This window comes from Xanthomonas sp. JAI131 (assembly GCF_013410075.1).
GTDB lineage: Bacteria > Pseudomonadota > Gammaproteobacteria > Xanthomonadales > Xanthomonadaceae > Xanthomonas_A > Xanthomonas_A bonasiae.
In genome coordinates this window covers 1574586-1586875 of the sequence record NZ_JACCCN010000001.1, presented here as the reverse complement: position 1 = coordinate 1586875, position 12290 = coordinate 1574586, and the positions used below count along the sequence as shown (strand labels likewise).

Annotated in this window: 11 protein-coding genes; 8 read left to right on the top strand and 3 right to left on the bottom strand. The window is 67.6% G+C overall.

Features of this window, described 5'->3' with window-relative positions; all coding sequences use genetic code 11:
• Nucleotides 1-14: 14 nt before the first annotated feature.
• Complete coding sequence (nadC, locus tag HDC36_RS06605) at nucleotides 15-893, bottom strand: carboxylating nicotinate-nucleotide diphosphorylase (protein WP_179565445.1); 879 nt, start codon at nucleotides 891-893, stop codon at nucleotides 15-17.
• Nucleotides 890-1159, bottom strand: coding sequence for a Trm112 family protein (locus HDC36_RS06600; RefSeq protein ID WP_039005221.1), 270 nt, complete (start codon nucleotides 1157-1159; stop codon nucleotides 890-892). Before HDC36_RS06600 ends, nadC begins: the two co-directional genes overlap by 4 nt.
• 58 nt (nucleotides 1160-1217) lie before the next feature.
• Between HDC36_RS06600 and purE the strand changes: the two genes are divergently transcribed.
• Complete coding sequence (gene purE / locus HDC36_RS06595; protein WP_179565443.1) at nucleotides 1218-1721, top strand: 5-(carboxyamino)imidazole ribonucleotide mutase; 504 nt, start codon at nucleotides 1218-1220, stop codon at nucleotides 1719-1721.
• Nucleotides 1718-2869 carry a 5-(carboxyamino)imidazole ribonucleotide synthase gene (locus tag HDC36_RS06590; RefSeq protein ID WP_179565441.1) on the top strand — a complete coding sequence of 384 codons (1152 nt, stop codon included), beginning with the start codon at nucleotides 1718-1720 and terminating at the stop codon, nucleotides 2867-2869. The genes purE and HDC36_RS06590 overlap by 4 nt, the downstream gene beginning before the upstream one ends.
• A gap of 189 nt (nucleotides 2870-3058) precedes the next feature.
• On the opposite strand, the gene HDC36_RS06585 is transcribed toward HDC36_RS06590, so the two are convergent.
• On the bottom strand, nucleotides 3059-3637 hold the full coding sequence (locus tag HDC36_RS06585) for a Fe-Mn family superoxide dismutase (protein WP_179565439.1): 579 nt from the start codon (nucleotides 3635-3637) through the stop codon (nucleotides 3059-3061).
• Nucleotides 3638-3767: 130 nt separating this feature from the next.
• On the opposite strand from HDC36_RS06585, the gene grxD reads away from it, so the two are divergent.
• From grxD to HDC36_RS06555, 6 genes are all read left to right on the top strand, one after another.
• The gene (grxD, locus tag HDC36_RS06580) at nucleotides 3768-4088 is read left to right on the top strand and encodes a Grx4 family monothiol glutaredoxin (RefSeq protein WP_179565437.1); all 321 of its coding nucleotides are present in this window, start codon (nucleotides 3768-3770) and stop codon (nucleotides 4086-4088) included.
• Nucleotides 4085-4825 carry an SDR family NAD(P)-dependent oxidoreductase gene (locus HDC36_RS06575; protein ID WP_179565435.1) on the top strand — a complete coding sequence of 247 codons (741 nt, stop codon included), beginning with the start codon at nucleotides 4085-4087 and terminating at the stop codon, nucleotides 4823-4825. Before grxD ends, HDC36_RS06575 begins: the two co-directional genes overlap by 4 nt.
• Nucleotides 4822-5421 (top strand): MarC family protein, encoded by a 600-nt coding sequence (locus tag HDC36_RS06570; RefSeq protein ID WP_179565433.1) that lies wholly within the window; start codon nucleotides 4822-4824, stop codon nucleotides 5419-5421. Before HDC36_RS06575 ends, HDC36_RS06570 begins: the two co-directional genes overlap by 4 nt.
• Before the next feature lie 306 nt (nucleotides 5422-5727).
• Nucleotides 5728-8109: a TonB-dependent receptor gene (locus tag HDC36_RS06565; protein ID WP_179565431.1), complete on the top strand. Its 2382-nt coding sequence runs from the start codon at nucleotides 5728-5730 to the stop codon at nucleotides 8107-8109.
• Between the two features lie 116 nt (nucleotides 8110-8225).
• The gene (locus HDC36_RS06560; RefSeq protein WP_179565430.1) at nucleotides 8226-8687 is read left to right on the top strand and encodes a hypothetical protein; all 462 of its coding nucleotides are present in this window, start codon (nucleotides 8226-8228) and stop codon (nucleotides 8685-8687) included.
• A gap of 424 nt (nucleotides 8688-9111) precedes the next feature.
• The gene (locus tag HDC36_RS06555) at nucleotides 9112-12279 is read left to right on the top strand and encodes a TonB-dependent receptor (RefSeq protein WP_179565429.1); all 3168 of its coding nucleotides are present in this window, start codon (nucleotides 9112-9114) and stop codon (nucleotides 12277-12279) included.
• Nucleotides 12280-12290: the final 11 nt, after the last annotated feature.

The following is a 12290-nucleotide window of genomic DNA, read 5'->3' as shown; positions in this document are numbered from 1 at the left end:
CCGTGGCCGTGAAGTCAGTGCGGCGGCGGGCCCAGCTTCAGCGACAGATCCACCGCCTGCACGTGCTTGGTCAGCGCGCCGATGGAGATGCAGTCCACGCCGTCGGCGGCGATCGCGCGCACGCCGTCCAGGTCGACGCCGCCGGACACCTCCAGCGGGATCGCGCGGTGGAACGGCGCGGCCGCGGCGATCGCCACCGCTTCGCGGCGCTGCGCCGCATCGAAGTCGTCGATCAGGATGCGGTCGCAGCCCACCGTCAGGGCTTCGCGCAGTTGCGCCAGCGTCTCCACCTCGACCACCAGCGGCAGGTCCGGCCATTGCGCGCGCGCGGCCTGCACCGCCGCGCTCAGCGAGCCGGCGGCGTGGATGTGGTTTTCCTTCAGCATCACCGTGTCGTACAGGCCGAAGCGGTGGTTGCTGCCGCCGCCGCAACGCACCGCGTACTTCTGCGCCAGGCGCAGGCCGGGCAGGGTCTTGCGCGTGTCGAGGATGCGCGCGCCGGTGCCGGCGACCGCGGCCACGTAGGCGGCGGTGGCGGTCGCGGTCGCGGACAGGGTCTGCAGGAAGTTCAGCGAGGCGCGCTCGGCGCTGACCAGCGCGCGGCTGCGCCCGTGCAGCAGCGCCAGCACGGTGCCGGCGGCGACGCGTTCGCCTTCGGCGATGCGCCAGTCGATCCGCACCTGCGGGTCGAGCGCGCGGTGGCAGGCGTCGAACCAGGGCCGGCCGGCGATCACCGCGTCCTGCTTGCACAGCAGGTAGGCGCTGTCGGTGCGGTCGGGCAGCAGCGCGGCGGTGACGTCGCCGCTGCCGATGTCCTCGGCCAGCGCGCGTGCCACGTCGGCGTCGATCGATGCCTGCGCCGGCGGCTGCAGCGGCGCCGCGGCGCCGCTCATTTGCCGGGGAAGTCGGCGAGCTGGGCGGTGCCGATCGCTTCTTCGGCCAACAGCACCGGGATGCCGTCGTCGACGCGGAACAGCTGCTTGCGGTCGCGGGTGATCAGCGCCTCGCGCAGCGCTTGCGCCTGCGGGCTGCCGTCGGCGCGCTGCACGCCGCCGGCGGCGATGGCGCGGTTCAGCGCCTCCAGGCCGCGCGCATCCAGCAGGGCCAGCGGTTGGCGGGTGTCGGGCGAGCACAGCAGGTCGAGCAGTTTGCGATCCATCCGGTCTTCGTCTTGCGTGGAAGACGGCTAGAATACGTCTTTAAGGCAGGGGACGGCCATGACCTCCAAGCAAACCGCGCCGCTCGTCGGCATCGTGATGGGTTCCCGCTCCGACTGGGAGACCATGCAGCATGCGGCGCAGAAACTCGATGCGCTGGGCGTGCCCTATGAAGTGAAGGTGGTGTCCGCGCACCGCACCCCGGACGTGCTGTTCGCCTATGCCGAAGCGGCCTCCACCCGCGGCCTGCGCGCGATCGTGGCCGGCGCCGGCGGCGCCGCGCACCTGCCGGGCATGCTCGCGGCCAAGACCGCGGTGCCGGTGCTCGGCGTGCCGGTGCAGTCCAAGGCGCTGAACGGCCTGGATTCGCTGCTGTCGATCGTGCAGATGCCGGCCGGCATCCCGGTGGCCACGTTCGCGATCGGCAACGCCGGTGCGGCCAATGCCGCGCTGTTCGCCGCGGCGATGCTCGCCGCCGAACACGCCGACATCGCCGCCGCGCTGGACGATTTCCGCCAGCGCCAGACCGACGAGGTGATGGCCAAGGACGACCCGCGCCAATGAGCACCACTGTCGGAATCCTGGGCGGCGGCCAGCTGGCGCGGATGATGGCCGTGGCCGGTGCGCCGCTGGGCCTGCGCTTCGTGATGCTGGATACGGTGGCCGACGCCTGCGCCGGGCAGGTCGCGCCGCTGCAGGTCGGCGACTACCGCGACGAGGCGGCGCTGGCCGCGTTCGCGGCCAGGGTCGATGTAGCCACCTTCGATTTCGAGAACGTGCCGGCGGCCAGCGCCGAATGGCTGGCCGGGCAGGTGCCGGTGTTCCCGAACCCGCGCGCGCTGGCGGTGGCGCAGGATCGGCTGGCCGAAAAGACCCTGTTCCGCGAACTGGGCATCCCGGTGCCCGATTTCGCTGCGATCGGCAGCCGCGCCGAACTGGACGCGGCGCTGGCGCAGGTCGGCACCCCGTGCATTCTCAAGACCCGGCGCCTGGGCTACGACGGCAAGGGCCAGTTCCGGATCAAGTCCGCGGCCGATGCCGATGCGGCGTGGGCCGCGCTGGGCGCGCAGGCGGCCAGCGTGGGCCTGATCGTGGAAGCCTTCGTGCCGTTCCAGCGCGAGATCAGCGTGGTCGCGGTACGCGGCCGCGACGGCGAGTTCCGCACCTGGCCGCTGACCGAGAACTGGCATGTGCAGGGGGTGCTGTCGGCCAGCCTGGCCCCGGCGCAGGCCGATGCCGCGCTGGAGCGGGCCGCCATCGCCCACGCGCAGGCGTTGGCCGAGCGCCTGCAGTACGTGGGCGTGTTCGCGCTGGAACTGTTCTGCCGCGACGGCGAACTGCTCGCCAACGAGATGGCGCCGCGGGTGCACAACTCCGGCCACTGGACCATCGAAGGCGCGGAGACCTCGCAGTTCGAGAACCACCTGCGCGCGGTGCTGGGCCTGCCGCTGGGGTCCACGCGCATGCTCGGCCATGCCTGCATGCTCAACTGGATCGGGCAGATGCCCGACGCCGTGCCGGTGCTGGCGCAGCCCGGTGGGCATTGGCACGACTACGGCAAGGACGCGCGCGAGGGCCGCAAGGTCGGCCACGCCACGCTGCGCGAGGACACGCCGGCCGCCTTGGCGCAGGCGCTGCAGACGGTCGGCGCGCAGTTGCAGCGCGGCGACCAGGTCGCGCCGGTGATCGAGACCCTGCGCGCGCAGGGTTGAGCGGGCCGAGGGTGCCGCGCCCAGGCCCCGCGCCTGGGCGTGGCCCGAAAGGGCGCCAGCGCCACGCGCGACTACGCGTCAGCCGTCATTCGTCGAATCCCGGAGCGCTTCACCACGGCCGCAGGCCGTTCATCCCGAATCCCGAAGCGCTTTACAACAGCCGCAGGCTGGTCATCCCCAATCCCGGCCTCACCGCATATTCGCCGCCACGAACTCCCAGTTCACCAGCTTCCAGAACGCTTCCAGGTAGCGCGCACGGTCGCCGCGGTAATCGATGTAGTAGGCGTGCTCCCACAGGTCGCAGGCCAGCAACGGGAGGTCCTCGCCGGTCAGCGGCGAGCCGGCGTTGACCGTGGCGAGCAATGCCAGCGTGGCGTCCGGGCGCTGCACCAGCCAGACCCAGCCCGAGCCGAACACGGCCAGCGCCATGCGTTCGAACTCGGCCTTGAAGCGGGCGACGTCGCCGAAGCTCCTGGCGATGCGCTCGGCCAGCTCGCCGCCCGGCTCGCCGCCGCCGCGCGGACGTAGCCCGCGCCAGTAGAATTCGTGGTTCCAGACCTCGGCCGCGTGCTGGAACAGGCGGCCCTGGCTGCGGCGCACCAGGTCCTGCAACGGCAGGTCGGCGAATTCGCTGCCGGCGATCTGCGCGTTGAGGCGTTCGACCAGCGCGCGCTGGTGCCGGCCATGGTGCTGGTCCACGGTCTCGGCGGACAGGTGCGGCGCCAGCGCCGCGCGGTCGTACGGCAGGGGAGCGAGTTCGATGGCCATGGATCCTCGGGAGCGGTTTCGGGGGCGCGCGTTTCGGTACTGCCGTGCGCAGGGCTTACACTATGCGGCTACGCGAAAGTCTAGCCGACCGCCGAGGTCCGTTTTTTCGCCCCAGCAGGAGAAATCCCCCATGCAGGTGATGGAGCGCATCCAGGCCGACGTCGAACACCACCCCATCGTGTTGTTCATGAAGGGCACACCGCAGTACCCGATGTGCGGCTTTTCCAGTCGCGCGCTGCAGGCCCTGTTGGCCGCCGGCGCCGACCGGCTGCACACCGTCAACGTGCTCGACGAACCGGAGATCCGCGCCAATCTGCCGCGCTATTCGAACTGGCCGACGTTCCCGCAGCTGTTCATCCATGGCGAACTGATCGGCGGCTGCGACATCACCATGGAACTGTTCGAATCCGGCGAGTTGCAGCGCATCGTGGCCGAGGCCTACCAGCCGTGACAGCGGAGCCGACGCCGCACGCGGGCGCGCTGGCGCAGCGCGTGGTGCTGGTGTGCGGCGCCGCCGGCGGGCTGGGCAGCGCCGCGGCAATGGCCTGCGCCCAGGCCGGCGCCACGGTGGTGTTGCTCGGGCACAAGCCGGCCCGTTTGAACCGGGTCTACGACGCGATCGCCGCCGTCGGCGCGCAGCCGCTGCTGTATCCGCTGGACCTGCTCGGCGCCACGCCGGAAGACTATGCGACGCTGGCCGAACGGCTGCAGGCCGAACTCGGGCGGCTGGACGGGGTGCTGCACTGCGCCGCCGATTTCGTCGGACTGACCCCGTTCGAGCACGCCGACCCGGCGCAATTCGCGCGCGCCATCCACGTCAACCTGACCGCCCCGGGCTGGCTGACCCAGGCCTGCCTGCCGCTGCTGAAGCAGGCGCCGGACGCGGCGATCGTGTTCGCGCTCGACGACCCGGCGCGCGTCGGCCAGGCCTACTGGGGCGGCTACGGCGTGGCCCAGCATGGCCGCCGCGGCCTGCTGGCGACCCTGCACGGCGAACTGGCCGCCTCGACGGTGCGCGTGGCCGGATTGCAACCCGGACCGATGCGCACCGCGCTGCGCGCACGCGCCTACACCCACCAGGAAGACCTCGACGCGGTCGATCCGGCGCACTACGCCGCCGCCTGCGTGGAACTGCTGTCGTCCGCCGGCGCCGCGCACCGCGGCGCGATCTGGAATCCCCTGGCATGACCATCCTGTCGGCAGCATTGCTGCTGTTCCTGATCCTCGACCCGCTGGGCAACATCCCGGTGTTCCTCAGCGTGCTCAAGCCGCTGCCGGCCAAGCGCCAGCGCGTGGTGCTGGCGCGCGAGCTGCTGATCGCGCTGGGCGTGCTGATGGCATTCCTGTGGGGCGGCAAGTACGCGCTGGAAGTGATGCACCTGCGCCAGGAATCGGTGGCGATCGCCGGCGGCATCGTGCTGTTCCTGATCGGCATCCGCATGATCTTCCCGCGCCCGGAAGGGCTGATGGGCGAGATTCCCGACGGCGAGCCGTTCATCGTGCCGCTGGCGATTCCGCTGGTGGCCGGTCCCTCGGGCATGGCCGCGGTGATGCTGATGGGCAGCAACGAGCCCACCCGCCTTGGCGAATGGAGCCTGGCGCTGATCCTGGCCTGGATCGGCACCTCGGCGCTGCTGTTCTCCGGCACGCTGCTGTACAAGCTGCTCGGCATGCGCGTGCTGATCGCGGTCGAGCGGCTGATGGGCATGTTGCTGGTGGCGATCTCGGTGCAGATGTTCCTGGACGGCCTCAGCGCCTATCTGAAGCTGCCCGTCGCCGGCTGAGCGTACGCGCGCGCCATGTTGCGCGCGTACGCCGCCGCGCCCTTGCCGTGCCTGTCGCTACGCGCCAACGCTGCGACATCCCTGGCGTTTGCGGCAATTCGATGACATTTGCGGCGCTTTTTTGTGCCGCCGCGTGTCGGTGCGTGGCGTCTTCTTAAGTTTTTGTAAACCCTCGAGGCATACGCGGGCGAAATAGCCCGCCTACCGTAGCGCCTTCCGAAGCGGTGGGCGCGCGTGCGCCGTGTCCATGCCAGTCGCTCCACCGCTCTCTGCCGCTCCCACGTTAGCCACAGAGGCGTTTGCCCGATGAAGTCCCGTTCCGCACACCGTATTTCCACTCTTTCCCTGGCGCTGGCGACCGCGCTTTCGGCGCACGCGGCCCTGGCCCAGGACGCCGGCACCGACAGTGCCGAGCAGCGCGTCACGGCCTCCAGCACCTCCAATACCACCGCTGCCTACGAGACCAAGCGCGTGCAGCAGCTGGACAAGGTCAACGTCAATGCCGACAAGAGCGGCTACGTGCTCGGCGGCGGCAACATGACCGTGCAGACCGCCAGCAAGGCGATTTCCACGGTGACCCGCGAGGCCATCGCGCAGGCGTCCGGCGGCAGTAACTTCACCCAGATGATCGATGCGATCCCGGGCGTGGACGCCGCCACCAGCGACGTGACCGGACTCAACAACGGCAACTACAGCCTGCGCGGCTTCGACTCCTCGGCGATCGGCGTCACCGTCAACGGCGCGCCGGTGACCGACAGCGGCAGCTACTCGGTCTACGCCACCGAATACGGCGATGCCGAGAACTACAACGACATCACCGTGACCCAGGGCACGCCCAACGTGGACCAGCCGGAGATGGGCGCCACCGGCGGCCAGATCGCCTGGTCGACGATCGACCCGAGCCACACCTTCGGCGTGGACTTCACCCAGAGCTTCGGCAGCAACGACTATCGGCGCACCTTCGTGCGCGTGAACACCGGCGATACCGGCGCGGTGCGCTCGTGGGTGTCGTTCTCGACCAACAGCGCCGACAAGTGGAAGGGCAACGGCGACATGTCGGTCAACAAGATCGACGGCAAGAGCGTATGGGACATCAGCCCTGGCAACTCGATCAGCGCCTCGTTCCAGTACAACCGCCAGTCCAACTATTCCTACAACACCGCCAGCAAGACCCAACTGGCGAGCGATTACGAGTACGACTACAACGACACCTGGGGCGGCGGCACGACCTCGGCCGACCAGTCCTACTGGAAGTTGCGGCGCAACCCCTACAAGAGCCTGCTGGTCAGCCTGGACGGCGAGTTCACCTTCAGCGACAGCCTGCGTCTTTCGGTGGTGCCGTATCTGTGGTGGGGCAAGGGCGGCGGTTCCAGCGCCGCGTCGGTATACCCGTCCACCAGCAGCGGCAACGTCTATGGCTACTCCAGCGGCGTGAGCGGCAGCCGCGACGTCGACTACACCTATTCCTACTCCAGTACGGTGCGTCCGGGCGTGGTCGCCAAGTTCTTCCAGGACATCGGCATGGACCACAATCTGGTCTACGGCCTGTGGTACGACCGTTCGCGCAAGAGCCAGAACAACAGCATCGTCAAGACCGACCAGAGCACCGGCGAGGCGTGCGACGTGTGGGCCGACAGCGACGATTGCTTCCTGACCTACGCCGATGGCCAGGTGCAGCAGAGCTACCGCACCTACACCGTCACCGACGTGCAGAAGTACTTCATCCAGGACAACTGGACCCCGGCCGACGACTGGGCGGTCAACTACGGCGTGTCCTGGATCCATGCCACGCGCAAGGGCCACAACTACCAGTGGCCGGATACCGCCAAGGAGATCGGCGTGGACTTCGACAACAGCTACAGCAAGCTGCTGCCGGCGTTCGGCATCAAGTACGCGCCCGACAGCCGTAACCAGTTCTATTACGGCGTGGCCAAGACCTTCCGCGTGCCGGCGACCAATTCGATTTCGTTGAACCTGTCGGCGGCCCAGGAGATCCCGCAACCGGAATCGGCCTGGACCAACGACCTCGGCTGGCGCTACTACGGCGACCGCTTCTCGCTGTCGACCATGCTGTACCAGAGCAATTACAGCAACAAGCAGATGTCTAGCTACGACCAGACCACGGCGCTGACCACCTACATCTCGATCGGCAAGGTGCGCATGCGCGGCTTCAACAGCGAAGCCAGCTACAACATCACCGACAATCTCAAACTGTACGGTTCCTACACCTACACCCAGGCCAAGATCCTGAGCGACACCCTGGCGGTGGGGACCTCCAAGGGCACCTACGACTATGCGGTCGGCGGCAAGCAGTTGGCCAATACGCCGAAGAACCTGGCCAACCTGCGCCTGAGCTACAGCATCGGCGACTTCTGGGTCGCGCTGAAGGGCCGTTACTCCGGCTCGCGTTACGGCGACTACATGAATACCGAACGGGTAGGGGGCTACACCACCTTCGGTGCCGATGCCGGTTACGCGTTCGCCGACTGGGGCTGGCTGAAGAAGCCGTCGATCAAGCTCAATCTGTACAACCTGACCGACAAACAGGCCGTCACCTGGGCCAGCACCACGCAGGTACTGGCGGCCTCCGGCGCCAGCGAGTACCCGGACGTGGTGTCCACCGGCACCCCGTACTACTCCGTGCTGGAACCGCGCGCGTTCGCGGTGACCTTCGGCGCCTCGTTCTGAGGCAAGCCCAGGCCCCGCCTGGGGGCTGGACAACGGAAGCGATGCAGACGGCCGGGGCCTAGCCCCGGCCGTCTGCGTTTGGGCTTTCGTCATTGCCGCGCCGGGTTGGTGCAACTGTGTGCGCTACGGCCATCTTCGTCGAAGGCGAGCGCCGTCCAGGCCCTGCCTTCGGTGGGGTTGGGGTTTGGCGTTCGATTCCGATTCCGATTCCGATTCCGATTCCGGGTCTGGGTCTGGGTCTGGGTCTGGGTCTGGGCCAGGGCCAGGGCCAGGGCCAGGGCTGGGGCTGGGGCTGGGGCTGGGGCTGGGGCTGGGGCTGGGGCCAGGGCCAGGGCCAGGGCCAGGGCCAGGGCTGGGGCCAGGGCCAGGGCCAGGGCCAGGGCTGGGGCCAGGGCCAGGGCTGGGGCCAGGGCCAGGGCTGGGGCCAGGGCTGGGGCTGGGGCTGGGGCTGGGGCTGGGGCCAGGGCCAGGGCCAGGGCTGGGGAGGCCTGTTGCGCCTGGGGGAACTACAAATTCGGCATACGGACGCGGTGCTCGCAGATGTCAGGGCGGCGGCGGGGCAGCGCGGGCTGGGCTAGGGCCGCGCAGCGCCCGGAGCTCCTTTGCCGCGTGGACGCCGGCCCCGCCATTCGCGGTTGCCCAAGCGGTGCCTGAGCGAAACATGGCCGGACGTTTCCTGTCCGCCGCGACCTGCGCCCGCGGCTGACCGGATGCCAGTCGTGCCCACGCCTGGCCGGGAGCGTCCTCGCCGGTGCCACGCGATGACCAATGGCTGCCAGGAAACTGCGATCCATGTCGTGTCATGTCCGTTTGTGCCAGCTTGTCACGTTTTGGCAACAAAACGGCCCTATGGTGTTAAACTCACGTTAACCCTTGCGGGGGATCCAGCAAGGGGGCATGAACCCACATTCCGCTGCCGTGCGCGCACCAGGACGGCTAGCTATGCGCATTTCGCCAAACTCCATCGAGGCTATTGCAATGACTCAACCCCGCCGTCTCCGGATGTCCAAGCTCACCCTTGGCCTCGTTGCTGCGCTCGCCGCCGCCCCCGTGTTCGCCCAGAGCACCTCCGCCGGCGTCGGCGGTCTGGTCACCCACGACGGCCAGCCGGTGATGGGCGCCGACGTGACCATCACCCACGTCGAATCGGGAACGGTCAGCCGCGCCACCACGGACGCCAGCGGTCGCTACAACGCGCGCGGCCTGCGCGTCGGTGGCCCGTACACCATCACCATCACCAAGCCCGGCGAAGGCACCAAGACCGAAGACGGCGTCTTCCTGGGCGTCAACCAGACCGCCAGCGTCAATGCGGCGCTGACCGGCGACTTGACCACACTGGAGACGGTCAATGCCGTTGCCGTGGCCGGCGGTTCGGAAGTGTTCCGCGCCACCAACACCGGCTCGGGTACCCAGATCAGCCAGGAAACGATCACGGCGCTGCCGTCGATCAACGGCAACATCCAGGATTACATGCGCCTCGATCCGCGCGTGGCCTTCGTTGACCGCGCCTCGGGCTCCATCTCCGCCGGCGGCCTGAACCCGCGCTACAACTCGATCAACATCGACGGCGTGGCCGCGAGCGACACCTTCGGCCTGGAAGGCAACAACATGGCGACCCGTCGCCAGCCGGTGTCGATGGAAGCCATCGAAGCCCTCGACATCAACCTGTCGAACTACGACGTCAGCATCGCCAGCGCCGCCGGCGCCACCGTCAATGCCGTGACCAAGTCCGGTACCAACGAATTCCACGGTTCGGTGTATGGCAGCTATCGCGACGGCGACTGGTTCGGCGACAACCCGGACGGTACCCCGTTCAACGGCTTCACCAAGGAAAAGACCTACGGCATGACCCTGGGTGGTCCGGTCATCAAGGACAAGCTGTTCTTCTTCGCCAACTACGAGAAGTTCGAGCAGGGCGCTCCGGGCGCCGACCTGGCCAGCACCGCGTACGGCAAGGCCAATGCGGTCATCAATGACGCCTACATCGCCCGCGCCCAGCAGATCGCCCAGAACTACGGCATCGACGCCGGCTCGTTGAACAGCAACGGCAACACCGACCTCGAAGAGTACGCGCTGAAGCTGGACTGGAACATCAACGACCAGCACCGCGCCAGCCTCCGTTACAGCAAGCTCGACCAGAGCAAGCTGCGCATCAACGGCATGGCCAGCAGCTCGGTTTCGCTGAGCTCGTACTGGTACCAGCACGACAAGTCGATCGAGAGCTACGTCGGCCAGCTGTTCTCCGACTGGAGCGACAACTTCTCGACCGAGTTCAAGGTGTCCTACCGCGACTACTCGGCCATTCGCAACACTCCGACCACCGCGCCAAGCATCCAGATCCAGCAGGGCACCGACTCGTTGTATCTCGGTACCGAGCTGAGCTCGCAGAACAACATCCTGACGACCAAGACCTGGAACTACTACGGTGCCGGTACCTGGACGCTGGGCGACCACGACCTGAAGTTCGGCGTGGACTACAGCACCAACGAGATCTATAACTACTTCGCCCAGAACGGCTGGGGCAGCTATGTCTTCCAGGGCCTGGACAACTTCGCCGCCGGCACCTGGTCCAGCTATCGCCTGGCTGCCGAGACCTCGCCCGGCTCGATTCCGGCCGACTACAAGTACAACAGCCTCGGCCTGTTCGTGCAGGATACCTGGTACGTCAACAGCAACCTGACCCTGACCCTGGGCCTGCGCGGCGACCGTCCGGACACCAGCCCGTCGCCGACCTACAACGCCGCCGCGTCGAGCACCTTCGGCTACAACAACAGCAAGCTCTTCAACGGCGACTTCCTGATCCAGCCGCGCGTCGGCTTCAACTACACCTTCGACAGCGAGCGCCCGATGCAGCTGCGCGGTGGCGTGGGCCTGTTCCAGGGCGACTCCCCGCAGGTGTGGATCGGCAACAGCTACTCCAACACCGGTCTGAACTACACCTCGTACAACCAGACCACCTACAGCCCGGCCGTGCCGTTCTCGCCGGATGGCCTGAACCAGCCGACCCCGACCGCGCCGGGCTCGGCGCTGCAGAGCGTCAACTTCGTCGGCAACGACTTCAAGCAGCCGTCGCTGTGGAAGGCGAACCTGGCCATCGACAGCGAACTGCCGTGGTACGGCATCGTCGCGTCGGCCGAGTTGCTGGTGACCAAGGTCAAGGACGGCCTGTACTACCAGTCGCTGAACCTGGGACCTGGCTATACCGGTCCGGACGGCCGCACCTTGTACTGGAACCCGGCCAAGGTCAGCTGGACTTCTGCTGAAACCGGCAGCAATTCGGCCGCCAGCCGCTACGGCCGCTACAGCAGGTACGATTCCATCTATCTGATCGACAACACCGACAAGGGCAAGACCTCGCAGTTCACCGTCTCGCTGACCAAGCCGTTCAGCGAAAGCAGCGACTGGTCCTGGACCCTGGGCTATACCTACACGCATGCGACCGAAGTCGGCCCGTTGACCAGTTCCACCGCCAGTTCGGGCTGGGCATACCAGTACGCCTTCGACGTGAACTCGAACACCGAAACCACCTCGCGCTACGAGATCAAGGATCGCATCAGCGGTTCGCTGGACTGGAAGCACAAGTTCTTCGGTGACTACGAAACCCGCATCGGCCTGGTCTACGAAGGCCGCAGCGGCCGTCCGTTCAGCTACGTCTTCGCCAACGACTTCAATGGCGATGGCCGTACCTACAACGACCTGTTCTACGTTCCCAACGGCGACGTGCTGTTCGGCAGCGTGAGCAGCGCCGGCCGGTTCACCCCGGACGCCGCGATGGCCGCCAACTTCAATGCATGGCTCGCCGCGCATCCGGAACTGGCGAAGTACGCGGGCAGCTACGCTCCGGCCAACGGCTTCCGCTCCGGCTTCGTGAACACCTTCGACGTGCGCATCAGCCAGGAGCTCCCGGGCTTCTACAAGGGGCACAAGTCGCAGATCTGGCTGGACATCCAGAATGTGGGCAACCTGATCAACAAGGATTGGGGCCACATCGTGGACTACGGCTTCTACGCCGACGCCTCGGTGGCACGCCTGGCCGGCATCTACAACGGCCAGTATGTGTACAACTACACCGGCACCAGCCAGCCGACCGCTGCCAACTCGGACGCCGACGGCTTCAACGTGGGCGTGTCGCAGTGGTCGCTGCAAGTGGGCTTCCGCTACCAGTTCTGATTCGTCGGAAC

Bases quoted from the DNA above. Each gene is read 5' to 3' on its own strand.
- nadC (WP_179565445.1), bottom strand. From the start codon at position 893: ATGAGCGGCGCCGCGGCGCCGCTGCAGCCGCCGGCGCAGGCATCGATC.
- HDC36_RS06600 (WP_039005221.1), bottom strand. From the start codon at position 1,159: ATGGATCGCAAACTGCTCGACCTGCTGTGCTCGCCCGACACCCGCCAA.
- purE (WP_179565443.1), top strand. From the start codon at position 1,218: ATGACCTCCAAGCAAACCGCGCCGCTCGTCGGCATCGTGATGGGTTCC.
- HDC36_RS06590 (WP_179565441.1), top strand. From the start codon at position 1,718: ATGAGCACCACTGTCGGAATCCTGGGCGGCGGCCAGCTGGCGCGGATG.
- HDC36_RS06585 (WP_179565439.1), bottom strand. From the start codon at position 3,637: ATGGCCATCGAACTCGCTCCCCTGCCGTACGACCGCGCGGCGCTGGCG.
- grxD (WP_179565437.1), top strand. From the start codon at position 3,768: ATGCAGGTGATGGAGCGCATCCAGGCCGACGTCGAACACCACCCCATC.
- HDC36_RS06570 (WP_179565433.1), top strand. From the start codon at position 4,822: ATGACCATCCTGTCGGCAGCATTGCTGCTGTTCCTGATCCTCGACCCG.
- HDC36_RS06565 (WP_179565431.1), top strand. From the start codon at position 5,728: ATGAAGTCCCGTTCCGCACACCGTATTTCCACTCTTTCCCTGGCGCTG.
- HDC36_RS06555 (WP_179565429.1), top strand. From the start codon at position 9,112: ATGTCCAAGCTCACCCTTGGCCTCGTTGCTGCGCTCGCCGCCGCCCCC.